This is a genomic window from Cohnella herbarum, assembly GCF_012849095.1.
In the GTDB taxonomy this organism is placed as follows: domain Bacteria; phylum Bacillota; class Bacilli; order Paenibacillales; family Paenibacillaceae; genus Cohnella; species Cohnella herbarum.
This window is the reverse complement of record NZ_CP051680.1, coordinates 6,010,001-6,033,993: the sequence shown is the minus strand read 5'-3', so window position 1 is coordinate 6,033,993 and position 23,993 is coordinate 6,010,001. Positions and strand designations below refer to the sequence as shown.

Annotated in this window: 21 protein-coding genes, 6 tRNA genes and 1 rRNA gene (1 of these 28 cut by a window edge); all 28 read right to left on the bottom strand. The window is 52.9% G+C overall.

What is annotated here, in order from left to right; all coding sequences use genetic code 11:
- Positions 1 to 29: 29 nt before the first annotated feature.
- Complete coding sequence (locus tag HH215_RS25770) at positions 30 to 983, bottom strand: ROK family glucokinase (RefSeq protein WP_169282489.1); 954 nt, start codon at positions 981 to 983, stop codon at positions 30 to 32.
- 87 nt (positions 984 to 1,070) lie between these two features.
- Positions 1,071 to 2,018 (bottom strand): thioredoxin-disulfide reductase, encoded by a 948-nt coding sequence (gene trxB, locus HH215_RS25765; protein ID WP_169282488.1) that lies wholly within the window; start codon positions 2,016 to 2,018, stop codon positions 1,071 to 1,073.
- A gap of 28 nt (positions 2,019 to 2,046) precedes the next feature.
- Positions 2,047 to 3,777, bottom strand: a complete 1,731-nt coding sequence (locus HH215_RS25760) for a tetratricopeptide repeat protein (protein WP_169282487.1) — start codon at positions 3,775 to 3,777, stop codon at positions 2,047 to 2,049.
- A gap of 224 nt (positions 3,778 to 4,001) precedes the next feature.
- The gene (locus HH215_RS25755) at positions 4,002 to 4,961 is read right to left on the bottom strand and encodes a ribose-phosphate diphosphokinase (protein WP_174887641.1); all 960 of its coding nucleotides are present in this window, start codon (positions 4,959 to 4,961) and stop codon (positions 4,002 to 4,004) included.
- 84 nt (positions 4,962 to 5,045) lie between these two features.
- Entirely contained in the window at positions 5,046 to 5,852 is an 807-nt protein-coding gene (hisJ, locus tag HH215_RS25750; protein ID WP_169284581.1) for a histidinol-phosphatase HisJ, read from the bottom strand.
- A gap of 18 nt (positions 5,853 to 5,870) precedes the next feature.
- Positions 5,871 to 6,551, bottom strand: a complete 681-nt coding sequence (gene hisIE / locus HH215_RS25745) for a bifunctional phosphoribosyl-AMP cyclohydrolase/phosphoribosyl-ATP diphosphatase HisIE (protein WP_169282485.1) — start codon at positions 6,549 to 6,551, stop codon at positions 5,871 to 5,873.
- Positions 6,548 to 7,306 (bottom strand): imidazole glycerol phosphate synthase subunit HisF, encoded by a 759-nt coding sequence (gene hisF / locus HH215_RS25740; RefSeq protein WP_169282484.1) that lies wholly within the window; start codon positions 7,304 to 7,306, stop codon positions 6,548 to 6,550. The genes hisIE and hisF overlap by 4 nt, the downstream gene beginning before the upstream one ends.
- A gap of 30 nt (positions 7,307 to 7,336) precedes the next feature.
- The gene (gene hisA, locus HH215_RS25735) at positions 7,337 to 8,104 is read right to left on the bottom strand and encodes a phosphoribosylformimino-5-aminoimidazole carboxamide ribotide isomerase (protein WP_169282483.1); all 768 of its coding nucleotides are present in this window, start codon (positions 8,102 to 8,104) and stop codon (positions 7,337 to 7,339) included.
- Positions 8,105 to 8,109: 5 nt separating this feature from the next.
- Positions 8,110 to 8,739 (bottom strand): imidazole glycerol phosphate synthase subunit HisH, encoded by a 630-nt coding sequence (gene hisH, locus HH215_RS25730; RefSeq protein WP_169282482.1) that lies wholly within the window; start codon positions 8,737 to 8,739, stop codon positions 8,110 to 8,112.
- A complete protein-coding gene (gene hisB / locus HH215_RS25725; protein WP_169282481.1) occupies positions 8,740 to 9,348 on the bottom strand; it encodes an imidazoleglycerol-phosphate dehydratase HisB in 609 nt (202 codons plus the stop codon).
- Positions 9,345 to 10,634 carry a histidinol dehydrogenase gene (gene hisD / locus HH215_RS25720; RefSeq protein ID WP_169282480.1) on the bottom strand — a complete coding sequence of 430 codons (1,290 nt, stop codon included), beginning with the start codon at positions 10,632 to 10,634 and terminating at the stop codon, positions 9,345 to 9,347. The genes hisB and hisD overlap by 4 nt, the downstream gene beginning before the upstream one ends.
- 113 nt (positions 10,635 to 10,747) lie before the next feature.
- On the bottom strand, positions 10,748 to 11,356 hold the full coding sequence (gene hisG / locus HH215_RS25715; RefSeq protein WP_169284580.1) for an ATP phosphoribosyltransferase: 609 nt from the start codon (positions 11,354 to 11,356) through the stop codon (positions 10,748 to 10,750).
- Between the two features lie 26 nt (positions 11,357 to 11,382).
- Positions 11,383 to 12,603 (bottom strand): ATP phosphoribosyltransferase regulatory subunit, encoded by a 1,221-nt coding sequence (locus HH215_RS25710; protein WP_169282479.1) that lies wholly within the window; start codon positions 12,601 to 12,603, stop codon positions 11,383 to 11,385.
- 183 nt (positions 12,604 to 12,786) lie between these two features.
- On the bottom strand, positions 12,787 to 14,682 hold the full coding sequence (locus HH215_RS25705; protein ID WP_169282478.1) for an FAD-dependent oxidoreductase: 1,896 nt from the start codon (positions 14,680 to 14,682) through the stop codon (positions 12,787 to 12,789).
- Positions 14,683 to 14,726: 44 nt separating this feature from the next.
- The gene (locus HH215_RS25700; RefSeq protein ID WP_169282477.1) at positions 14,727 to 15,203 is read right to left on the bottom strand and encodes an acyltransferase; all 477 of its coding nucleotides are present in this window, start codon (positions 15,201 to 15,203) and stop codon (positions 14,727 to 14,729) included.
- Positions 15,200 to 15,895, bottom strand: coding sequence for a pyrophosphatase PpaX (gene ppaX, locus HH215_RS25695; RefSeq protein ID WP_169282476.1), 696 nt, complete (start codon positions 15,893 to 15,895; stop codon positions 15,200 to 15,202). Before ppaX ends, HH215_RS25700 begins: the two co-directional genes overlap by 4 nt.
- Complete coding sequence (gene lgt / locus HH215_RS25690; RefSeq protein ID WP_174887640.1) at positions 15,855 to 16,865, bottom strand: prolipoprotein diacylglyceryl transferase; 1,011 nt, start codon at positions 16,863 to 16,865, stop codon at positions 15,855 to 15,857. Before lgt ends, ppaX begins: the two co-directional genes overlap by 41 nt.
- 11 nt (positions 16,866 to 16,876) lie before the next feature.
- Entirely contained in the window at positions 16,877 to 17,809 is a 933-nt protein-coding gene (gene hprK / locus HH215_RS25685) for an HPr(Ser) kinase/phosphatase (protein ID WP_169282474.1), read from the bottom strand.
- Between the two features lie 132 nt (positions 17,810 to 17,941).
- On the bottom strand, positions 17,942 to 19,063 hold the full coding sequence (locus HH215_RS25680) for an ABC transporter ATP-binding protein (RefSeq protein WP_169282473.1): 1,122 nt from the start codon (positions 19,061 to 19,063) through the stop codon (positions 17,942 to 17,944).
- Between the two features lie 91 nt (positions 19,064 to 19,154).
- Positions 19,155 to 20,246 (bottom strand): PucR family transcriptional regulator, encoded by a 1,092-nt coding sequence (locus tag HH215_RS25675; RefSeq protein ID WP_169282472.1) that lies wholly within the window; start codon positions 20,244 to 20,246, stop codon positions 19,155 to 19,157.
- A gap of 77 nt (positions 20,247 to 20,323) precedes the next feature.
- Positions 20,324 to 21,271: an MraY family glycosyltransferase gene (locus HH215_RS25670; RefSeq protein WP_169282471.1), complete on the bottom strand. Its 948-nt coding sequence runs from the start codon at positions 21,269 to 21,271 to the stop codon at positions 20,324 to 20,326.
- A 629-nt stretch (positions 21,272 to 21,900) separates the two neighbouring features.
- Positions 21,901 to 21,976: transfer RNA gene (locus HH215_RS25665), tRNA-Lys, on the bottom strand.
- A gap of 73 nt (positions 21,977 to 22,049) precedes the next feature.
- Positions 22,050 to 22,133, bottom strand: a tRNA-Tyr gene (locus tag HH215_RS25660).
- 35 nt (positions 22,134 to 22,168) lie between these two features.
- Positions 22,169 to 22,244: transfer RNA gene (locus HH215_RS25655), tRNA-Phe, on the bottom strand.
- A gap of 21 nt (positions 22,245 to 22,265) precedes the next feature.
- Positions 22,266 to 22,342 (bottom strand) — tRNA-Asp (locus HH215_RS25650).
- A 75-nt stretch (positions 22,343 to 22,417) separates the two neighbouring features.
- A tRNA-Val gene (locus tag HH215_RS25645) sits at positions 22,418 to 22,493 on the bottom strand.
- A 19-nt stretch (positions 22,494 to 22,512) separates the two neighbouring features.
- Positions 22,513 to 22,589, bottom strand: a tRNA-Met gene (locus tag HH215_RS25640).
- A gap of 165 nt (positions 22,590 to 22,754) precedes the next feature.
- A 23S ribosomal RNA gene (locus tag HH215_RS25635) occupies positions 22,755 to 23,993 on the bottom strand; it runs 1,691 nt beyond the window's last position.

The window sequence follows — 23,993 nt, the reverse complement described above, 5'->3', positions numbered from 1 at the left end:
GTGAGCGCGGAGCCGGGCGCCTGCTTCAATTATGCGCGTAGGAACAATCCCGCCGCTCCAACGACCCCAGCGTCGTTGCCCAACTCAGCCGCTACGATTTGGACTCCCTTACGGGCATTGTCCGGCGTAAGTTTGTCGAACACCTCGCGAATTTGCGAGAAGAGGAACTCCCCGGCTTTGCTTACCCCTCCGCCAATGATGAATCGCTGAGGATTGACCACTACGGCGACCGCCGCCATTGATTTACCCAGATAGAAGGCCGCTCTGCTGACGATACGCTGAGAGACTTCGTCTCCGCCCTTCGCGGCATCGATGACGTCTTTGGCCGTAATCTCGCCTTCCACGAACGTCAGCGACGTCCGATCTCCCCTGCTTACCGCATCGTTGGCCATCCGAATAATTCCGGTCGCCGACGACACCGTCTCCAAGCAGCCCATTTTGCCGCAACCGCATTGGATCGCTTCGAGGTCGGCCACGATGGAAATGTGGCCCAACTCTCCTGCCATACCCGCGGATCCTTCGATTAGCCGATCGTTCAGAATAATGCCGCCGCCGACTCCCGTTCCCAACGTGTAACACACGACATTGGGCACGTTCTTGCCCGCGCCTCCCCAAGCTTCCCCTAGAGCGGCCACGTTGGCGTCATTATTGATCTTGACCGGCTTGCCGATCTTCTCTTCCATGATCTGCTTGACCGGCACATCCTTGAAGGGAAGGTTCGGCGAGAAGTCGATGATCCCCTCCGGAATATTCAGAAACCCTGCGATCCCAATCCCTACTCCTTGGACGGCATCCCATTCCGGCGTTCCCGGAGTTACGAGTTCTTTGACATAGGTCGCAATATTGGATAATACGGCGTCCGCCCCATCGGCAGCTTGCGTTGGTCCTTCATACTTACGGAGCAGTTCCCCCGCCGAATTGCACAAGCCGACCTTAATTGCGGTTCCACCCAAATCAACGCCTACGAACAACGATTCTGACATTTTTGTCGACACCTCATAGAAAATAATGTTGTTAAATCAAAGCGTTATAATGGCATCGCCGCCCATAGGACGGCGTTGTACTTCGTATTAAAGCGACTGGCTCCAGTCGTGAACGGCGGAGCCTTCCATAAACTTCTCGCAATCCAGAGCGGCCATGCAGCCGCTTCCGGCAGCGGTGATCGCTTGACGATATTTATGATCCTGAACGTCTCCGCATGCGAATATGCCCGGAATATTCGTTTCCGTCGTGCCCGGCTTTACTTTGATATACCCGAGCTCATCCGTCTCGATCTGATTATCGAGGAACTTCGTATTCGGCGTATGTCCGATAGCGACGAACAATCCTTGCGTATCGATGACCTCTTCCTCGCCGGTTTCGTTGTTACGAACTTTTAATCCTGTAACGCCAAGCGGTCCGGAGACAACCTCTATAGGAGTTTTGTTTAAACCCCACAAAATTTTGTTGTTCTCGCGAGCCCGGTCCTGCATGATCTTAGACGCTCTCATCTCATCGCGACGATGGACCAGGGTAACTTCCGAAGCGAACCGAGTCAGGAAGTTCGCTTCCTCCATAGCCGAATCTCCGCCCCCGACAACGATGATTTTCTTGCCGCGGAAGAAAAATCCGTCGCAAGTCGCGCACGTGCTAACGCCGCGTCCTACGTTGTCTTTCTCCCCAGGAATCCCCATATATTTGGCGGAAGCTCCCGTGGAAATAATCAAAGTTTCCGCTTGCAGCGTCTCTCCGCCTTCCAGAGAGAGCGTGAACGGACGTTTCGACGTGTCCACTTTGTTAATCCAGCCCGTGCGGAATTCCGCGCCGAACCGTTCCGCTTGCTTGCGCATGTTCGCCATTAAGTCAGGACCCATGATTCCTTCCGGAAATCCGGGGAAATTCTCGACTTCCGTCGTTGTCGTCAGTTGACCGCCAGGCTCCGGCCCTTCGATGACTAACGGGGACAAGTTCGCCCGAGCCAAGTAAATAGCAGCCGTAAGTCCGGCTGGTCCTGTTCCGATTACGATCGTTTTGTGCATCGTTCGTTCCTCCTAGGTGCGCTTCTATTTAGTGAAATGAAGGTGTCGTTAAGTCTAGCTTCTCCCGAATACCGCAAGCTTCGTCAATCCGATTGGCATAACGGCTGATACTGGCCTGGGAAACGCCATAGCGATTGACCAAATCCGAGTACGTTACCGTTCTGCGGTGCATCTTAGCCGTCCAATATTCCAATGCCGCCGCCCAACCGGTCGATTTATGGAGCTTCGGAACTTCAGGGTACACGCGCGATAAGTAATCGACCCATAAGGTCATCATATCGTGCTGCTGCACGACGTCGTATCGCCCGGACATGCCTTCGAGCGCATGTTCCAGCACCGTTTGCCACGCGCTGTCCCAGACCGGCAGTTTAGCCGACTTGCGCCTAGCTTCAAGCGTAAGCGTTCGCCCGCTGAACGTTACGGTCAGCGAATCCTGCACGCCGATCGAACGCAGCACAAGAACGGCCACCCGCTTCAGTTCATCCTCTTCGTCCGCATCGATCAGGAAAGCTTTCAGCGCTTCGATGACTTCCTCGTCCGCAACGAGTCCCAACGCCTGAATGACCTGAACCTTCGTATGGCGATCTCCATGACGGAGAGCCCAGAAGAAGGAAGAACGGATAAGCGGATCCCGCTTCAACGCTTCCGTCACTTGTCCCGGACTGTGCTCCCATTCCCGGAATTGCTCTTCGAACGGCAGATGGTAGTGATAATGCGTCGGCGGACTTTCTTCGCCCGTTCTTACTTTCTCCAGCCTGCGCAAATAAAACGAAGGCACGGGTGATTCGCTATCCAACTTCTCCGCATGCTTCCAATGCTTCTCCGCATCGTCGAAGCGTTGCAGATTCACGGCGGCCACCGCGGCGAAATGGTGCAAGCTCGGTTCGCCCGATAGCTCGCCCGTTCTCAACAAGCGCCGGAAATGGTTATACGCTTCGCGGTGCTCCCCCACGATACCGAGGGTCGTCGCCATCTTAAATACGTGCTCGGGATGAAACGGCACCGTTTTATTGAGCTTCTCGATCAACGCCTGCAGAGGACCGTCTTGGTTCGAATGCTGGTAGAAGATCGCCAGATTGCACAGCGCGTGCAGATTGCCCGGCTCCGCTTCGAGCACCTCCGTAATGGTGACGACCGATTTCTCGAACAGTCCCATATAGTAGTATGCCAGCCCCAAGTTATTCCTTGCCGCGAGAAAATCCGGTTCTCTCCCGATAATTTCTTCGAGCATCTTGACCGCTTCCGCAAAATGTCCTGCTTCCAACAGCTCGCGGGCTTTGTCATGCGCGTATATGTTTTCTTTCGCCTTAATGGTCACCAGCTTCGTCGGCCGGTTCAGTTCGTAATTGAGCAGGTCGAGCAGCTCGTCCGACTCGTCGAGGAATTGCCCTTCGACATCGTTCTCCAGATACCGGACAAGCGCCTCTTCCGCGGCTTCGAACAATTCCATATTGGCGTAGTTATTGGCTAAATAGTAATAACACTCCGTCATGGCGGGATCGATCTGATCCAACACGGAACGAAGAATAACGTTCGACTCCTCGTAACGGCCCATCTCCGACAGAATGCCTGCCATATTGCAATGGTTCACCGGGTTTTCCGGTTCGTACTCCACAGCACGGCGAAAATATTTAAGTGCCTTGTCGTAGTGGTAACGATCCAGCGACTGCACGGCGCGTTCAAAGAAGAAAGTAGCGTCCAGACGCATCGGGATTACTTTAGGTCGTCGGTTCTGGGCCGCACGCTTCCGCTGACTCATCGGCAAGGCACCTCCTAGTTGTTCTGGAACTCCATCAACCAAGATTATAACACAGCCTGAGCGAACCATAAAATAAATCCATCATAACGACTTCGCTTTGCCCAATTCAGTCTCTTATGTCGTACTGGCCAATTTCCCGGTGGCGCGATGAATACCAAAGACCGCCAGGACGTTCCTGACGGTCTTCACTAATCGTTATTTGCTTGGAACGGTCCAAAATGTTCCTAAACCCCTGCGTTCTTAAAGAGCGTACTGATCGAGCCGCCCTCCATAATAATGCGCGTGGCTTCGGCTAACATCGGAGCAACCGTAATGACTTTGAAGCGCGAGGAACGATCTTCCGGCAGCAGGATGGAGTCGGTTACGACGACTTCCTTGATGTTCGGATGGTCTAACCGTTGAAGGGCGGGGCCCGAGAACAATGGATGGGTCGCGCACACATAGACGTCTTCCGCACCACGTTCCTTCAAGCCTTCCACGACGTTCACGATCGTCGTTCCTGTATCGATCATATCTTCGATAATGATCGGCGTGCAGCCTTCTACATCTCCGATAACATGAGTAATAACGGACTCATTATGTGCAGGACGTTTCTTGATCATGATAGCAAAGGAACAATCCAATTGGCTCGCCAGCTTCTCGGCTGTAGAAGCCCGCCCCGCATCTGGAGATACGACAACAGGGTTGCGAATGTTCTTGGATTTCAAATAATCGCTGATTAAATCCAGTGCTGTCAGATGATCGACCGGAATATTGAAGAAACCTTGTATTGCCGGGGCATGCAGATCAATCGTAATAATCCGGTGAGCACCTACCGTCGTTAATACGTCGGCAACCATCTTAGCGGAAATAGGCTCGCGGGGAGCGGCTTTCCGTTCTTGACGGGCGTAGCCGTAATACGGCAGCACGACATTAATGGTACGGGCGGATGCCCTTTTGGCAGCGTCAATCATGACCAGCAATTCAACGAAATAGTCATTGATTGGGTGGGACAACGACTGAACCAGGAAGACATCGCAATTGCGAATCGTTTCCTCATAGTGAACGTACACTTCACCGCTCTTAAATCGGGAAAGTTTAATTTTCCCAAGCGGCATACCGAGGTTCTCGGCAATTTTCCCTGCCAATAACGGATTGGATGATCCCGAAAAAATACGTAGCTTACTGCTGCTGCTGCTGTACATGTGCCCCTCCAAATTTAGCTTTTCAACACTCATGGTGTCGAAAACCGTCAGTCAACCTTCATTATACATGAGTACGGCTATATTTCAAAAAGGTTTCATAACCCGTTTGCGCCCTAGAAAGGTCGCTAGGTGCGTATATCCGACGTTTTTCAGCATCGTTTGCGCTTCTGCCCCTTTTTGTCCTACTTTATCGGGGTGATGGGCATCGGAACCGTAGGTTACCGGGATATTATAAGCCTTAGCTCGTTCCAATATTTGGAGGGACGGGTACATCTCTTTGCATGGGGCATAAATGCCGGCGGCGTTAAGTTCGAATGCGAGATCGTGTTTCTTGACCGCTTGAAGAGCGGCATCTTCCAGGGCGGTTACATCCTCTTCCGGCCGACTGGGAGCGAACCGCTTGATCGCGTCGATGTGGCCGATGTAGTCGTAAAATCCCGTAGCGGCAGCTTTGCGTATGGCATCGAAATACCGCTCATAGGCATCCGAAACGTTGCGGCCTTCCCACTGGTGAACCTGCCTGAAATCCGTTACGTCCCATTTGCCGAGAAAATGGACCGAGCCGATCACGTAATCCCATGGATATCCGTTTACGATCGCTTCGATCTTCTCCTCGCAACCTTCGATATAATCTCCCTCAAGCCCGACTCGCACCGCGATTTGGTCCTTGTATTTTTCTTGCAGACTCAGGCATTCCTCCACGTAGCGCGGGAGTTCCTCCATCGACATCGCGATGTCGGGGTGCTCCTCCTGGCTCAAGTGAAGCAAAGGCATGTGATCGGACAAGCCGATTTCGTCCATGCCTTTGTCTATGGCGCTCAGAATATATTCTTCCAACGTTCCGACCGCATGTCCGCATCGGTAGTTATGGGTATGATAGTCGATCCGCATGCCGCTCATCACCGTCACCTAATCTTTCTTAACCGGCTTCCGGTGCCGGAATTCAAGCTCTTGCAGAACTCCGTCGAACGGAATGCCTTGCTCGCGCAACAGAACCATCAAGTGGAAAATCAAATCGGCCGCTTCGGCGCGCAACTCTACCTGGTCGCGATTTTTCGCGGCAATGATGACCTCCGCCGTTTCCTCCCCGACTTTCTTGAGGATCTTGTCGACGCCCTTCTCGAATAGGTAAGTCGTATACGCGCCCTCCGGACGTTCCGCATCTCTCTGGGCGATTGTCGCCTCCAGGCGGCTTAACGGTCCGAATCGGTCTTCCTGTTGCCCCGTCGAGGTTGCATTCTCCTCCGCGCTTGCTCCTTCGCGATAGAAGCAACTGTAAGCGCCCGTGTGACACGCCGGACCTTTTTGTTGCACCTTCACGAGCAACGTATCCCCATCGCAATCATAGTGAAGGGAGACGATTTGCTGCGTATGTCCGCTTGTCGCGCCCTTGTTCCACAGCTCGTTCCGCGAACGGCTCCAAAACCAGGTTTGGCCGCTTTCCAGCGACTTCTTTAGCGATTCTTCATTCATGTATGCCAGCATGAGAACTTCTTTGCTAAGCGAGTCCTGCACGACGGCCGGAACAAGTCCATCCTCGCTCCATTTGATTTGATCCGCCCATTCCGGCGATTGTTGTTGCAATGTCATCGTACGTTCACTCCTTTACCGCGCAAGTTCGCCTTGACCTCTTGCACCGATACTTCTTTGTAGTGGAAAATGCTTGCCGCCAGCGCCGCATCCGCTTGGCCTTCCGCGAATACGTTCGCGAAGTGCTCCGCATTGCCCGCTCCGCCCGATGCGATGACCGGAATGCCTACGCTGCTCGAAACCGCCTTTGTGAGCGCGATATCGAATCCGTCCTTCGTTCCGTCCGCATCCATGCTTGTCAGGAGCAACTCTCCAGCCCCCCTGCGTTCGGCTTCTTGAGCCCAAGCGAGCGCGCGAATGCCTGTCGCGTTGCGTCCTCCGTGGGTGAACACTTCCCATTCTTCCCACTCCGCGTTATACTTCGCGTCGATCGCCACCACGATGCATTGCGCCCCGAACGTCCTCGAACCGTCCGTAATCAAGCCCGGATTGCGAATCGCCGCCGTGTTGATGCCGATCTTATCGGCACCCGCGCGAAGCAAACGTTTCATATCTTCAACCGCGGAGATGCCTCCTCCTACCGTAAAGGGAATCGTGATTTCCCCGGCCGTCCGGCGTACGACTTCCACCATCGTAGCCCTGCCTTCCACCGATGCGGAGATGTCCAGGAATACAAGCTCGTCCGCGCCCTCCCGATCGTAGATCGCCGCAAGTTCCACCGGATCTCCGGCATCGCGCAAATTCACGAAGTTAACTCCCTTAACGACTCGTCCGTCCTTCACGTCGAGGCACGGAATAATCCTTTTTGCTAACAAGTGGCGTTCCCCCTTTTATCGCGTTATCCGTTATCGCGACCGCGACGGATCGCAATAGGCCACGACTTCGCTATAGGGCAGAGTCCCTCCGAAAATATCGAGAGCGCTGCCTATCGTAATGTCCAGCTTACCGCACGTCAACTCACGGAATCGCGCCAAATCCTCGATCGATCGCGCCCCGCCTGCGTAAGTGGTCGGAATTGTTGCCCATTCGGAGAGCTTAGCAGCAAGCTTCTCTTGGACGCCCTCCCGCTTCCCTTCAACGTCGACCGCGTGGATCAGGAACTCGTCGCAGTAGCTTTCGAGCTCTCGGACATTTGCTTCATTTACTTCCAGATCGCTGAACGTCGTCCACTGGTCTGTCACCACGTACCATTTGTCATCCCGTTCCTTACAACTGAGATCAAGTACAAGTCGTTCCCGGCCGACCTCCGAAACGATTCTCCGCAGGTTGTCCATCTGAAGGCGAGCGTTTCGGAAAACGTAAGAAGTGACGATGACGTGCGAAGCCCCTTCGCTTAAGTAAGCTGCCGCGTTCTCCGCCGTGATCCCTCCGCCGATCTGCAAGCCGCCTGGATATGCCCTTAGCGCGGACAAGGCCGCCTCCCGGTTGCCGCCGCCGAGCATGATGATATGCCCGCCAGTTAACCCGTCTTGTTTATACAGCGAAGCATAGTAGTCCGCCCCGCGTTCGGAGACGAAGTTCTCCACGACCTTCGAGGTGTCCGCTTGAAGCGTCTCCCCGACGATCTGCTTCACCTTGCCTTGGTGAATATCGATACAAGGTCTGAATTTCAAAGCTCTCAGTCCTTTATTGTAGTTTTCCCGAACGTCATATCCGTGAACTTGCGGAGCAGCGCCATGCCAAGCTCGCCGCTTTTCTCCGGGTGGAATTGCATCCCGAACAGGGAGCCCCGTCCCACGATCGCGGTTACCGGCTGATGATAGTCCGTTACCGCGAGCAAATCCGACTCCCGCTCGGGCAAAGCATGATAGGAGTGGACGAAATACACATGGCCGGGTTCGACTCCCTCGAACAGAGGGCTCTCTTGCTTAAATGCAAGATCGTTCCAGCCCATATGGGGTATCTTGTAGTCCCCTTCGCCTGCGAATCGGACGACGCGGCCCGGAAGCAAATCCAAGCCTTGGTGAACGCCGTGCTCTTCGCTCTCCGTGAACAGCAGCTGCATCCCCAGGCAAATTCCGAGAAGCGGCTTACCCGAGGCCGCGTAGGCTTTAACCACGTCCGCCAGCCCCGTGTCCCGCAGATTGACCATCGCATCGCCGAAGGCGCCGACGCCGGGCAATATCGCGCCGTCCGCGGCGAGAATTCGCTCCGGATCGGAGGTCACGATCATCTCGCAACCTAGTCTCTCTACGGCATTGCTGACGCTGTGCAAATTTCCCATGCCGTAGTCGATAATGGCGATCACTTACAGCACCCCTTTGGTGGAAGGCACGCCCTTCACCCGCGGATCGATCAAAGTCGCTTCGTCAAGCGCGCGTCCAAGCGCCTTAAATACCGCTTCGATCATATGGTGCGTATTGCGACCGTAGTGAACGATGACATGCAGCGTAATACGAGCTTCCAACGCAAGCTTCCACAAGAACTCGTGAACGAGTTCGGTCGTAAAGCTACCCACGGTCGCAGCCGGGAATTCCCCGCGCAACTCGAAGTGCGGGCGGTTGCTTACGTCGACGACGACCTGCGCGAGCGCCTCGTCCATCGGCACGAACACGCTGGCGTACCGCTTGATGCCCTTCTTGTCGCCGAGCGCTTCGCGCAGCGCTTGCCCGAGGCAGATGCCGATGTCTTCGACCGTGTGGTGGTCGTCGATGTCTACATCGCCGCGAGCGTCGACTTTCAGATCGAATTGACCGTGTTTGGCGAACAGGTCCAGCATGTGGTTCAGGAAAGGCACGTCCGTCTCGAGGGACACCTCGCCGCTGCCGTCCACTCCCAAGGACAATTGAATGTCCGTCTCGTTCGTCTTGCGGGATACGGCCGACGCGCGGCCTGCTTTTACTTGATCTTCACTCATTTGGATTCCCTGCCTTCTAATCGAATTTCCACCGCGCGGGCGTGACCTTCCAGCCCTTCATGGCGGGCTAACGTTGCAATTCCTGCCGCATCTCTTAGTAATGCTTCTTTACTGTATCGGATCAAGCTGGATTTCTTCAGAAAATCATCTACATTAAGCGGCGAGGAAAAGCGAGCAGTTCCATTCGTCGGCAAAATGTGGTTCGGACCCGCGAAATAATCTCCCACCGGCTCGGAACTGTAAGGTCCCAAGAAGATGGCACCCGCGGTCTCGATCCGTCCGAGCAGATCGAGCGGATCCGCCGTCATCACTTCCAGATGCTCCGGCGCCAGCTTGTTCACGACATCTAGGCCTTCGTCCAGGCTGTCCACGACCAAGATCGCGCCGTATTGCTCGAGCGAGCGCCGAGCAATCTCGACCCGCGGCAGCGTAGCCACCTGCCGCTCCAACTCCGCCGCGACCGCGTCGGCAAGCCCCTGCGACGGCGTCACGAGCACCGCCGACGCCATTTCGTCGTGCTCCGCTTGCGACAGCATATCCGCGGCAATATACCGCGGATCGGCGCCGTCGTCAGCCAGCACGACAATCTCGCTCGGGCCCGCGATGCTGTCGATATCGACAGCACCGTATACGGCGCGCTTCGCCAGCGCCACGTAGATGTTGCCGGGCCCGCAAATCTTATCGACGGCGGGAATGCTCGCCGTCCCATAAGCGAGCGCCGCTACCGCCTGCGCGCCTCCGACCCGGTACATCTCCGTCACGCCCGCTTCCGCGGCCGCTACTAGGATGTACGGATCGATGCCTTCCCGGCCACCGGTCGCCGGGGGCGTCACAAGCACGATCTCCGGCACGCCGGCTACCTTGGCCGGAAGCACGTTCATGAGCACCGACGACGGATAAGCCGCCTTACCGCCAGGTACGTAGAGCCCTACGCGCCGTAGCGGTCGAATAACCATGCCTAACATCGTTCCGTCCGGCGATACGTCCATCCATGTCCCGCGTTTCTGTTTCTCATGGAAAGCCGTTATGTTCGCCGCGGCTTGGCGCAGCACGTCAAGAAACTCCGGCTCTACTTTGGCGTATGCGCTCTGAATCTCCTCATCCGTGACCCGCAATTGCTCCGGCTTCAAAACGACTTTATCATGCTCGGCCGTATAACGAAGTAGCGCATCGTCGCCTTCGCGTTGTACGGCCTCCACGATCTCCTTAACCGCGGCGTTCTGCTCCGGGGAACCATACTCGCTTTCCCGCTCCAACCGGAAATCCGACGCTTTACCGATAAACATCTCTACCCCTCCTAACCCTATCACAAAGATCAGCTCTTAATTGACCTTCTGGTCCCGAACTTAAATCGTGTCTTTCCAAGTTCCTGCCGATTCCTTACAGCAGCTCAACTTGCTTACGCCCGAGCGGCAATCGTCGTCCCCAGGCGATCGCACAGTTCTTGAATCGCCGTATTTTTTAACCTGTAACTCACCCGGTTCGCTATCAGTCGGCTCGTCACCTGGAACAGCGTCTCCATCTCGACGAGACCGTTCTCCTTCAGCGTCTGTCCCGTCTCCACCATATCGACGATCCGATCCGCCAAGCCGATCAGCGGCGCTAACTCGATCGAACCGTTTAGCTTGATCACTTCCACCTGTTGTCCCTGCTCGCGAAAATATTGCGAAGCCACGTTCGCGTATTTCGAAGCTACCCGAGGGTTAATGACCGGCTTCCAATCCGGCAGCCCGATGACCGACATTCTGCATTTCGCGATCCCGAGATCCAGCAATTCGTACACGTCTTTGTTTTCTTCCATCAGCACGTCTTTGCCCACGATTCCGATGTCGGCTACACCGTATTCCACGTAAGTAGGGACGTCGACCGGCTTCGCCATAATGAATTCCATGTTCGCTTCGGGAACCGGAATGATCAGACGCCGGGAATCGTCGAAATCCTCGGGGATCGGAAGCCCCGCTTGCCGAAATAGCTTACTCGCCTGCTTATAGATACGCCCTTTGGGCATCGCAACCTTTAATACGCCGTTGTCCGTCACGCCAAACCCTCCGCTTCCTTGCCGATCCTCACCGTATACCGGTACTCCGTCCCCCGATATGCGATCGTTCCGGCGCCGTTCCATTGCTTTACGGCTAACTGCTCCTTATCGTCGGGCGAATAGACGACCGTCACGACCGTCTGCCCCAATGCCCGCCGGCGTTCCGCTTCTTGCAAAGCTTGTTTTCGCTCCGCTGCGTCGTATAGGATCAACAATCTCTCCTGTTCTTCCGCAGTATCCTCCACGACTTCGAGAATTCGGGTTGTTTTCAAAGCGAACCCCGTCGCATGCGCCGGACGGCCGAATTGAGCCAGCAGATTGTCGTATCTGCCCCCGCTGCATACCGGAAAACCCAAATGGGACGCATATCCTTCGAAAGTCATTCCCGTATAGTAGGAGAAGTCTCCGATCATGGTCAAATCGATCAGCACGTGCTCCTGTATTCCGTAAGCCTCCAGAACGTCCCATACTTCGCACAGATGCTTGATCGCCGATTGCGCTCTCTCATTCGCGCTAAGCTCCAGCGCCTGGGCACACACTTCCTGTCCGCCGCGAAGTCGCAAAATATCCTCGAGCTCCCGCTTCCACGCGGCATCGAGCGACAACTTGCGGATAATGTCCCGGTAACCGACATGATCCCGTTGCAGCAGACACGCTTTTAACGCCTCCTGCTCGCTCTCAAGACCCGGCAACGTTTCCTCGAATAACCCGTTCAGGAAACCAACGTGACCCATGGCGATCTTGAAGGACGGAACGCCGGCTGCCTTCAAGGAAGCAATCGCCAGCGCGATCACTTCCGCATCCGCTTCGGGCGACGAATCTCCGACGAGCTCGACCCCGGTTTGGTAGAACTCGGCATCCCTTCCCCCCTCTTCTTCGAATGCCCGAAACACGTTGCCGTGATAGCTAAGCCGAATCGGGAACGGCTCATCCTTAAGCAACGACCCGACGACCCGCGCAATCGGAGCCGTCATGTCCGATCGCAGAACGATCGTCGTGCCCCGTTGGTTAAGCAGCTTGAACAGCTTCTGATCGGAAGTGGAGCTTGCCACCCCTACCGTATCGTAATATTCGATCGTCGGCGTTATGATTTGATCGTATCCCCAGAGGCGCATGCACTCCAATACGCTTTGCTCGATCTTCCTGAGCTTGGTAACGGCGTGCGGCAAATAATCCTTTACCCCTGTCGGTTTCTCGAATACTTTTGGTTTCGTCATAGCGGTTTGCCCTCATTTCTATCGAACAATATACACTTCAATACGTTAAAGTGCTACCAAGTTACCATACTGCCAAAATAAAGAGTTAGTCGTATATTACCACGCCGCTCCCGCTCAGTCAATCCCGTGAAAACGTCAAAGCCGCCTTATGCCAAAACTGGCAACAGACGGCTTGAATACCCCTTACTCGAACGTAACGCCCACTCTATTCTTTACGAAATCGCGAATGAGCATGAATGTATCTCCGTTTGTCAGCTTGTCCGGGTTATTCATCCCATTAACGGTATCCTTCTCTATCCATCCCTGCTCCATAAGCATCTGAAGCGAAGCATCGCGCTCTTCCTTCAGTCCTGCCGCTAGAACGATAATAGAGCATGCCTTCTCCAATGTCAGGGGCTCGTTCGGTGACTGCTCTGTTATGAACGAAGCCTGTAACTTATTCGGCAAAGAATCCGGATATCTTTTCTGCAGCGTACGAATTCCGTTCGCGAACCGTTTGGCGCTAGAAGCACCGTCCAGTTTCCATCCGTCATTGGCATACCCTCCGATCGTGAGGAACAGACTGGTAGCCGTTATAAGCCCCTTATAATCCTTATGCTTCGCGTAAGCGGGAGTAGCGAAATTCCTCATCCGTAAATCCATGCCTTGATTCGTTAACCTGTTGCGCAGCTCGGCGATATCCAGCTTGGAGCGAGACAGCTCGCGCAGCGTGATCCCGCGGTCGATAGCTAGCTTGACGGCCGCTCCCGCCGCTTCACCTGTCGCCATGCCCAGCGGCATCACCCGAGCGCTTCCATGAGGCAACGTATCGAAGCTCGCCGACCTGCCGACGACTAGCAGCCCGTCCACTTTAAGAGGAACCAAAGATCGGAACGGAATTCCATATTGCTCTGGAACCATCATGATGGAGCCTTTGTTGCTCGCGTCCAGACTTTGAATGTCGACTTCATATGCTCCATAGGCAATCGCGTCCCAGTGGTCGCGGTTTTCCATTAGATCCGCCATTCGCAACCGATACTCGCCAACGATATGCCGCGTCTCTCTCACGTACAGTTCGGGAGCGGTACCCGCGAATTCCAGCTCTCGAAATTCCTTGAACTTTTTCTTCAAATAATCGACGATAAGCGGCGCTTCCGTGCTCCCGATCCGTATTCCCTCTTGTACCGATACCGGTTCCAGAGGATTCACCCCATAGATTTGCATCGAATTGATGAGCAAAGTATCGCCATCTTGACGCCCCATGTTCAAGCTGCGGATTTTCACCCGGGACGGATTGGAGGACTCGTATTCCCGCGCTTCCTGGTAACCCCATATGCTACGATCGTCAAACCCCGTGTTTTTATGGTGCTTCAATTCGTTCCATATTTTATCGGTTACTCCGCTAAGCTTAATGACCAGCGTAACGGCCATCTGGGCGTTCGGTTCTCCGATATCCTCGCGTCCGGTCGTATAATCAGCGCCTGCGGCAACCGCTACGTCGGCATCCTGAGTCGCGTCGATAATGGCATTCGAGCTTATTCTTGCCTCCGTGCCATCCTCTTTGATAATACGCATCCCGATCACTCGATTATCCGCCATCTCGGGAACCATTTTCCGAACCTTAAGCAACAGATCGATATTCGGTTCCGCCGCTACCATACGATGAAACAGATTCGCGGCATGATTGACATCGAAAGATGTCCCTCTTATCCCTTCGTGCCATTCCTGAAATAGGCCTTTGTCCAAATAAACCGGCTTATTCCAGAAACGATACGACACCGGAGCTTTGTTCAGATCCAAAGAATTCAGCCAGCCCAGCGTCATTAGTCCGCCTAGAATAGAACGATCTCTATTGTCGATCAAGAGAACTTTCAGATCGTTGCGCGCCGCGGAAATCGCCGCCATGATTCCTTCCGGATCCGTGCCGGTCACGATGACATCGTAAGCGGGGGCTAGATTCGCGGTCGAAGTCACGATATCGAGTTTCTCTTGTACCGGCTTATAGGAGGATTCATTGATCCGATTAGAGTAGGTGAAAGTAAAGAACACCAGGATTAGAATCAAACACAAGATCGCTTTTTTATAATGATTTAATGCCATGGTGAACTTCTCTCCTCAGCTAACTCCGCTTGCAGCGGCTTTTCCTATCCTAGTTCCCGCAAGGGATTTCCGCCCACTCTGGCATGAGGCGCTACATCCTTATGCACGACCGATCCGGCAGCCACGACGGCTCCGTCCCCTATCGTCACTCCAGGCAAGATCGTAACGTTAGCTCCGATCATGACGTTCGCTCCGATTCGGATATCTCCAAGACGATATTCCTTAATTAAATATTCATGCGTGAGCAGCGTCGAGTTATAGCCGATGATGGAGTTGTCTCCAATCGATATCCGCTCTGGAAAAAAGACGTCTACCATCACCATGAGGGCGAACGCCGTATGGCGTCCGACCTTCATACCGAGGACACGTCTGTAGATCCAATTTTTCACGGGCAAGCTCGGACAATAACGCGTGATCTGGATGAACACGAAATTACGGACCGCCTTGAACCGCGATATCGTTCGATACATTTGCCAAAGCGCATTCGGTCCTTCCACCGGATACCGCTCTACGTTTCTCAACCTTCGACACCCTCTGTCTCGATACCGCACAGGATTAAGAGCTCGTTCATGCTATGAAGCATATGTAACGCGCCGTTTTCTATAAGATGCTCTTCGCCCTTAAGCGACCAGGCCACGCCTACCGGAATCGCTCCGGCGGCGATAGCCGACTTCATGTCGACTGAGCTGTCACCGACCATAAGCGTTTCGGACGGCTCCGCGCCCAAAGCTTGGATCGCTTTGGCTACCGGCTCCGGATGCGGCTTAGCATTCTCTACGTCATCTATGGAAACGATCGTTTCCATGTGTTGATGAAGACCTAGCAATTCTAAAGCGCGAATGGTCGTCGCCCTCATCTTAGTCGTCACGATCCCGACGCGGATTCCCGCTTGACGAAGCTTCGGAATGACATCCGCAACACCGGGAAACAACGAAACCATCTCATCGTGCTTTAACAAATTGTAATCCCTGTAAGCCTGCACCACAGTAGCTACATCAACATCGTTCTCGTTTTGTTTCCACTTCAAGAATTGCTGCATCTGCATCGTAAGCGGCTGTCCCATTAAAGGGATAATATGCTCTCTGCCGAAATCCTCGCGGACGTGCCCGCGAAGCGCATGCATGCAAGACTCGATGATTAATTCGTTCGTATCGATAATCGTCCCGTCTAGATCAAACAGGACGGTCGTTATTTTCCTCGTTGCTTGCGTCATTCTTGTTAGTCTCCGTTTCTACTTGCGCAACGTCGGCATCCGCGGCTTTCTTTTTATGATTGATCAGCGGATCGTTGTATTTCTGCTTGGCTACGCCAAGCTTACGGCGCGTAATAATCAGGACGATGCCGGCCACGACGATCAGTAAGGCCAACAATTGAGAAATACGAATGTTGCCTTCCGCCGGATTCAGATAACCATATTCAAATACCGGTTTCATTGGCGACCATAACGCATCCACGAACGACACCAGCCAGTCCGGACCTTTAAACGCCAAGCTGTCCGTACGCAGCGGCTCAATGAAGAAACGACCGATCGAATACCAGATAAAGTACGAGAAAAACAGCTCACCCTCGCGAAGAAAGTTCCGACGGCGGATTACGAACAATATCATTAATCCGACCAAGCTCCACAACGATTCGTATAAGAACGTAGGGTGATGGTAAACCCCTTGCACGTTCATTTGATCGACTATGAATTTAGGAATATGTAACGTATCGCTTAAGAACGAACGTTCAACCTCGCCGCCGTAAGCTTCCTGGTTCACGAAATTGCCCCAACGCCCGATCATTTGGCCAATCAGCAAAGAAGGCGCGCAAATATCGACGATCCGCCAGAAATCGTAGCCCTTGGCTCGGATGTAGAAGAATCCGCAGATTAGCGCTCCGATTAAGGCTCCGTATATGGCAATACCGCCATTCCATATCTGAATGATTTCGCCTGGGTGGTCTTGGTAATAATCCCATTTGAAAGCAACGTAATACAACCGCGCGGCAATAATAGACGAGGGTACTCCATAGAGCATTAAATCCAGGAAAAAATCGGGGCTTATTCCGAACCGCTTACCTTCCTGAACCGCGATTAGCAACCCGGACAGGGCAGCCAGCCCAAGAATGATGCCATACCAATGTACCGATAAGGGTCCAAGCGTAAACGCGATCGGATCCAAGAGTAGAGTATACATGCTCATCCTCCATATATTTATTCGTAATCGTCTTCGGAGATCGCTTCGGTCAACTTATTCGTAAATTGCAGCGCAGCATTATAACCCATCCGTTTCAGACGGAAATTCATCGCCGCGACTTCCAGAATAACCGCTAAGTTCCGGCCCGGTCTAACCGGCACGGTCAACAACGGTACTTCCGTCTCGATGATCTTGGTCGTCTCTTCGTCCAAGCCAAGGCGGTCGTATTGCTTGTCCTGCTGCCAGTTCTCCAGCTTAACGACCAAGCTAATGCTTGTCTGGTTACGAACCGCGCCGGCTCCGAATAACGTCATGACGTTCAATATCCCCAGACCGCGAATTTCAAGCAGGTGCCGGATGAGGTCCGGCGCTGTTCCGAACAAGTTATTGTCGGCAGTCTGACGGATTTCTACCGCATCATCCGCTATCAGACGATGTCCGCGTTTAACTAACTCCAGGGCAGTCTCGCTTTTTCCGATCCCGCTGCCTCCGGTAATAAGCATCCCCACGCCATATACGTCCACGAGTACTCCGTGAATCGTTGCCGAGGGCGCAAGCTTCTTCTCCAGAAAGTTCGTAATCCGGCTCAGAAGAATCGTTGTCGCCACCGAGCTTCTTAATACCGGAAAATTTCTCTCGTTCGCGATTTCAATCAATTCCGTCGGAATATCCAACCCGCGCGTAATGATAATGCACGGCGTTTCCTCGTGACATAACCGTTCCATCCGATCGCGACGTTCCTCGGTCGTTAAAGTCTCAAGGAATGCAAGCTCCGTACGTCCAAGCATTTGCGCCCGATCTGCCGGGTAATAGTTGAAATAACCAGCCATCTCTAGTCCAGGCCGATTCAAGTCGTCCGTAACGATCGTTCTTCTCAGTCCGTCTTCGCCGGCGACAATTTCGAGGTGAAATTGCTGCACGAGTTCGGATACTCTCACTTTTTTAGCCATCGTACAGCTCCTTTCCTAATTTCCCCTATTTATCGTAACGAAAATAAACGCACAAAGCAATTTATACTTTCGAATATGTAAAAATGAAAACCGTCCGGCCATCGGCCGAACGGTAAACGTTCTAAAAGTATATTAGTTCTCGAAAATGTTCAATTCCGAGTCTTTGTCGAATACGTGGATTTTGTTCATGTCGATCGCGAGTTTGATGTTTTGGTTCTCGCGAAGGCCGGAACGTCCGTCAACGCGCGCGATAACGTTGTCTTTACCCAAACCGTTCAGGTAGAGGAACATTTCATGACCCAAGTTCTCGGAAACTTCGATCGTTGCGTTCACGATGCTGTTCGGAGAAGCTTCGATGAACACTGGCTCTTCGTGGAAATCTTCCGGACGAATTCCGAGAATGATTTCTTTGCCGATGTAGCCTTTAGCGCGAAGCGCTTTTGCTTTGCCTTCAGGAACTTCAACGTTAAAGCCTGTAGCACGGAAGCGAACCGATCCGCCGTCTTCAACCAATTGACCCGTGATGAAGTTCATCGCAGGAGCTCCGATGAAGCCTGCAACGAACAGGTTAACCGGGTGGTTGTAAAGAACGTCAGGAGTTGCAGCTTGTTGAATAAAGCCGTCTTTCATAACGACGATACGATCTCCCATTGTCATTGCTTCCGTTTGGTCATGGGTTACGTAGATGCAAGTCGTTTCAAGACGTTTCATCAATTTACTGATGTTAGCGCGCATTTGAGTACGCAGTTTAGCATCCAAGTTGGAAAGAGGCTCATCCATCAAGAAGACTTGCGGTTCACGAACGATTGCGCGACCCAAGGCAACACGTTGGCGTTGGCCCCCGGACAATGCTTTCGGTTTGCGATCAAGCAAGTGCTCGATTTCGAGCGTGCGAGCTGCTTCGCGAACGCGGCGATCGATTTCGTCTTTGCGGAATTTACGCAATTTCAGACCGAATGCCATGTTTTGATACACGTTCATATGTGGGTACAAAGCGTACGATTGGAAGACCATTGCGATGTCGCGATCTTTCGGTGCTACGTCGTTCACGACGCGATCGCCGATGTACAGCTTGCCTTCGGAAATTTCTTCAAGACCTGCGATCATACGCAGCGTGGTCGATTTTCCGCAACCGGAAGGACCAACGAGAACGAGAAATTCCTTGTCCTGGATATCCAGATTAAAGTCGGTTACCGATGCTTTGTCGGTACCTGCATATTTTTTGTACACATTTTCTAAGCGAACGCCTGCCATTGTTCATTTCCCCCTAAACTTCGTTTGAAGGTACATGATTATCTTAACTCACGCACAGGCCAAATGACTATGCACAAAGCGTACAAAAAATTCATTTCCTTTTCGTGACTTTGTACAATAGCAATAATATCCTGACCAATACCGCATCGTTGAACGATCGTACGTCCAAGCCTGCTTCGTGCTTAATTTTATCCAATCTATACAATAAAGTATTGCGATGTATAAATAATTTCTTAGCGGTTTCGCTGACGTTGCAATCCATCGAGAAAAAGGCATCCAACGTCGACACCGTTTCCGAATCCGTAAACAAATCGGGCCTGCCCATCATTTCCTCGACGAATCTCGAACGGACCATTTCCGGTATTCCGCTTAACAATCTCTCAAGGTGAACGAGCCAAGGCAGATGGATCTGCATGCCGACATGGAATTTACGCCCTAAAAATATCGTTTCCCTAAGAGTACCGACGATGCGGACAACGCTTTCCGATGGGACGATCGGCTCTCCTACCGCGATATGGCATTCTCCGCCCCATTCCCCCGTAATCAACTGATGGAGACCTTCCGCCAGCGTGGATAAGAGCTCCTTCGTTTCCTCGTGGCCTAGTACTTCGTCTCCATCGCCGTCCGCTTCCGTTAGTACCCGATCGCTGCTCAGAATAAGCCATTCATGCTCGCGCAGCGGGATTAATAACGTTTCATCGGAGATAAAGGAACGAATCGTCTTCTCAAGTTCTCCATAGGAAGGCTCTTTTTCCTCGAGTTGCTCGCATAGAAGAAGAAACGGGACCATCCCGTCGAATAACCGATTGCGAAGCTCCATTCGATCGGGTACCTCGGCTCGCCATTCACCGGCGGTAACGGATTGCTGAACCCAATCGCCGAATTTCCTGGCTTGACGCTCCAAGTCCGATGCTCCGGAAACGGGTCTCGCCCCGCCTTGCTGGACGGCCCAACCCAATAATTGTTTCTCGACCGGCGTCAGCGTGGCCGCGATCTCGATGCAATGCAGTTCCGCACCGTTCACTCGGACGACCATGAGACAAACCTTTTTCAGTTGGATCGCATCTCCGACCTCGGGATGTTTCTTTCCGCCTTCTTTTTCCCATTCGGGTCCCGTCAGTACTTTAGAGACTACCGACGCATTCAATAGTTGGCCCAATTGCTGCAGTCTGGTTTTATTCATCGTTGAAGCCCCTTGTCCGCGAAGATAAGCGATATATATGCGTCATTGTACCATATTTGACACATGCAAGGGATGAATCAGCGAAGGACAAGCAATACGACGATGGACAGTAGAGAGAAGACGGCTGCAATCAAATACAGAAAAGTAACCGTCTGCACCTGCGTCAGTCCCCACTTCATTAAACTGTGATGAGTATGCAAATTGTCCGCCCGATGTAAGCCTTTGCCTTCCAACAGCCTTCTGGCGAAGACGATAATCGTGTCTAGGATAGGCACGCCAAGCGCCAACATAGGAACGGACAACGATAATAACGTCGCACCTTTAAGCGTTCCTTCGATTGCTGTAACCGCAAGCGTAAAGCCCAGGAATGTCGCTCCGGCGTCGCCCATGAAAATACGCGCGGGATGGAAATTATAGACGAGGAAAGCAAGGCAAGCTCCCGCTAGCGCAACGCCGATCAGCGCAGTTACGTTCTGGGCGCCGATTAACGAAGCTGCGAACAACGTGAAGGCCGAGATTACGCATACTCCCGAAGCCAGCCCGTCGATCCCGTCGATGAAATTCAGCATGTTAATCAAAGCGAATACCCACAGCAATGTAAAAAAAGCGGCCCAGCCCGGAGAGAACAGAATCATGGCCGAACGGGAAGGCGCGGAAATACCGGCGATCGAGATCCCGAATGCTGACGGGATCAAGGATACGCCTATGTAGACGATTAATCTTGGCCATATCGGGAATTCCCGCCCGTATGATTTATACGCATCATCGATCAGGCCGATAGCGACTAGCAAACCGCCTCCTAGAGCCAGTACGCGCAAAATCGGAGTATTGCCTAGGAAGATCCAAGTGGTGGCGATCACGCCGCCGTATATCGCAAGACCTCCGCTAAGCGGAATAGGCGCCGAATGAACTTTACGTTTAGTGGGGCGATCGACGAAACCGATTTTGAGGGCGAACGCCCGTACGATGGGGACCAGCAGGAGTACGAGGAGAAAGGAAAATCCGAGCGCATATAGGTAGATCAACTGGCAGCCCCTCCTGGTCGGCAATATCCGCGAGCTTCTTTACTTTTCCCTAAAAAAGAAAAATCACCCCTTGGGGTGGCTCGATTTATCCGTAGGCACACTACCGCGCGCCTTGGCACCATCTGCGTTTGGAGTTGCGTTTTAAATCGGTACTGTAGTGTTACTTTTTGGCGCTATGGATTCATTTGTGCTCGGAGTCGGTGCTGTAACGTTACTTTTTGGCGCTATGGATTCATTTGTACTCGGAGTCGGTGCTGTAGCGTTACTTTTTGGCGCTATGGATTCATTTGTGCTCGGAGTCGGTGCTGTAACGTTACTTTTTGGCAATGTGGCTTCATTCGTGCCGGTGCTTCCGCTTACGAGGTAAGATAACGTTATCATGTAACGTTATTTCGGTTTTGCAGATAACTGTGAGATCAATTAGCGTTATCGCATATCGTTAATTATTTATTATTGTCCAGTTTTCTTCTTGAGATAGGGGTTAGCGTTATGGCATAACGTTATTGCTTCTTTTTGGGTAACTTTGTAGACGAATAACGGTATGTGACAGCGTTATTAATTGAAGATATTGTTGGTCTGTTCCCTACAACAAAAAAACAGACGTTTGCACGTCTGCGCGTTTGATAAAATGGTGAGCCATGAAGGACTCGAACCTTCGACACCCTGATTAAAAGTCAGGTGCTCTACCAACTGAGCTAATGGCTCGTATTGCGAGTGGTCCCCCGAGAAGTAATCGGATTTCGCTACAACGCTTTACGTCACTTACTAGGGTAAAAAATGGTGGAGGATGATGGATTTGAACCACCGAACCCGAAGGAAGAGATTTACAGTCTCCCGCGTTTGGCCACTTCGCTAATCCTCCACAATACAAGCCGGTCTGGTAACCGGATAAAGAAATGGTGGCTCGAGACGGAATCGAACCGCCGACACGAGGATTTTCAGTCCTCTGCTCTACCAGCTGAGCTATCGAGCCTTAATCTTGCCAATAAAATAATGGCGGAGCTGACGGGATTCGAACCCGCGGTCTCCTGCGTGACAGGCAGGCATGTTAGGCCACTACACCACAGCTCCATGCTGTTAAGGGGGCCCCGAAAAGTAATCGGAATAAGCTACGAAGGCTTTCTTCACTTTTTGGGGTGAACTTTATGGTGGAGGCTGACGGGATCGAACCGCCGACCCTCTGCTTGTAAGGCAGATGCTCTCCCAGCTGAGCTAAGCCTCCATGGGATATAAGAAATTCTTGGTAGCGGCGAAGGGACTCGAACCCCCGACCCTCCGGGTATGAACCGAATGCTCTAGCCAGCTGAGCTACACCGCCACATTGCGTAACGCGATTCGGTACAAGACCTGAACCGTCATACCAAAGAACATGAAACCAAGGCTTGCGCCTTGAAAACTGGATGCGAAGTAAAGCGATCAGAAGAAGGTGAGTATCGTTGTCTTACAGTGTCTTTCGTGACGACTAAAGTCGCACGACTTCGTTTAGGATAAGCCCTCGACCGATTAGTACCCGTCAGCTCCACACATTGCTGCGCTTCCACCCCGAGCCTATCAACCTGGTGTTCTTCCAGGGGTCTTACGAATTGGGAAATCTCATCTTGAGGCAGGCTTCGCGCTTAGATGCTTTCAGCGCTTATCCCTTCCGCACTTGGCTACCCAGCGGTGCTCCTGGCGGAACAACTGGTACACCAGCGGTGCGTCCATCCCGGTCCTCTCGTACTAAGGACAGCCCCTCTCAAATTTCCTACGCCCGCGACAGATAGGGACCGAACTGTCTCACGACGTTCTGAACCCAGCTCGCGTACCGCTTTAATGGGCGAACAGCCCAACCCTTGGGACCTACTTCAGCCCCAGGATGCGATGAGCCGACATCGAGGTGCCAAACCTCCCCGTCGATGTGGACTCTTGGGGGAGATAAGCCTGTTATCCCCAGGGTAGCTTTTATCCGTTGAGCGATGGCCCTTCCATTCGGTACCACCGGATCACTAAGTCCGACTTTCGTCCCTGCTCGACTTGTAGGTCTCGCAGTCAAGCTCCCTTATGCCTTTGCACTCTGCGCGCGATTTCCAACCGCGCTGAGGGAACCTTAGAGCGCCTCCGTTACTCTTTAGGAGGCGACCGCCCCAGTCAAACTGTCCGCCTGACACGGTCCCTCTACCGGTTAACGGTAGTAGGTTAGAACTCCGATACGATCAGGGTGGTATCCCAACGGCGCCTCCACAGAAGCTTGCGCTCCTGCTTCATAGGCTCCCACCTATCCTGTACAGACCGTACCAAAGTTCAATATCAAGCTACAGTAAAGCTCCATGGGGTCTTTCCGTCACGTCGCGGGTAACCTGCATCTTCACAGGTACTAAAATTTCACCGGATCTCTCGTTGAGACAGCGCCCAAGTCGTTACGCCATTCGTGCGGGTCAGAATTTACCTGACAAGGAATTTCGCTACCTTAGGACCGTTATAGTTACGGCCGCCGTTTACTGGGGCTTCAATTCATAGCTTCGGGTTGCCCCTAACCACTCCTCTTAACCTTCCAGCACCGGGCAGGCGTCAGCCCGTATACTTCGCCTTACGGCTTCGCACAGACCTGTGTTTTTGCTAAACAGTCGCTTGGGCCTCTTCACTGCGGCCCCCTCGTGCTATTCACACTACCGGGGCACCCCTTCTCCCGAAGTTACGGGGTCATTTTGCCGAGTTCCTTAACGAGAGTTCTTCCGCGCGCCTT